2 protein-coding genes are annotated in these 604 nt (G+C 23.5%); both read right to left on the bottom strand.

Features of this window, described 5'->3' with window-relative positions:
* The coding region (locus M983_RS16625) for a contact-dependent growth inhibition system immunity protein (protein WP_066753619.1) at window positions 1-354 on the bottom strand (354 nt) is incomplete at its 3' end.
* Window positions 355-357: 3 nt separating this feature from the next.
* A partial coding sequence (locus M983_RS17665) for an endonuclease toxin domain-containing protein (protein ID WP_167348705.1) occupies window positions 358-604 on the bottom strand: 247 nt, incomplete at its 5' end.

The following is a 604-nucleotide window of genomic DNA, read 5'->3' as shown; positions in this document are numbered from 1 at the left end:
GGATATTTTATCATCTATAGCTGTTATAGCGCATACATCCATATTTTCAAATAGGGCTGTTTTATTTTTATAACCACATTCTTTGATGACTTTTTTTACCCAATCAGAATAATATTTTTTATCATCCTGTAATTCTATTACTTCAGTTAATTTTGTATCTATCTTTTCACTTTTAATTAATGCTTTTTTTGTATGAAAACCTAAATAAATATTATTTATATTTTTATTAAATATATTATATCCTTTTTTAAAATCCATAAAAAAAATACCAATATCAGAAAGAGTAACTACAATATAGTAATCACCATTAAAATAAACATTTACTCTTAACTCATTATTATTTAACGTAAACATTAATTACTCCTCAATTATTGTAATATTAACTTTGATATTTTTCCCAGATGCATTTTTAATAGAGTTATTAATTATATCCCATTGTTCTTTGGTTGTTTTCTCCGGAATACCCAATTCTAATGTTTTTGATTTTATATCACTTTGTAAAATGTGATAAACTCCTTTTTTATCTCCCGGATAATTATCCATTTTTGAAATATATGTATTTAATGTATTTTCTATTGCTTTTGGGTTTTTAAGCCTCGACGCT

Source organism: Proteus myxofaciens ATCC 19692, assembly GCF_001654855.1.
Classification (GTDB): domain Bacteria; phylum Pseudomonadota; class Gammaproteobacteria; order Enterobacterales; family Enterobacteriaceae; genus Proteus; species Proteus myxofaciens.
The sequence above is the reverse complement of the archived record's forward strand: the minus strand, read 5'-3'. Positions and strand labels throughout refer to the sequence as shown.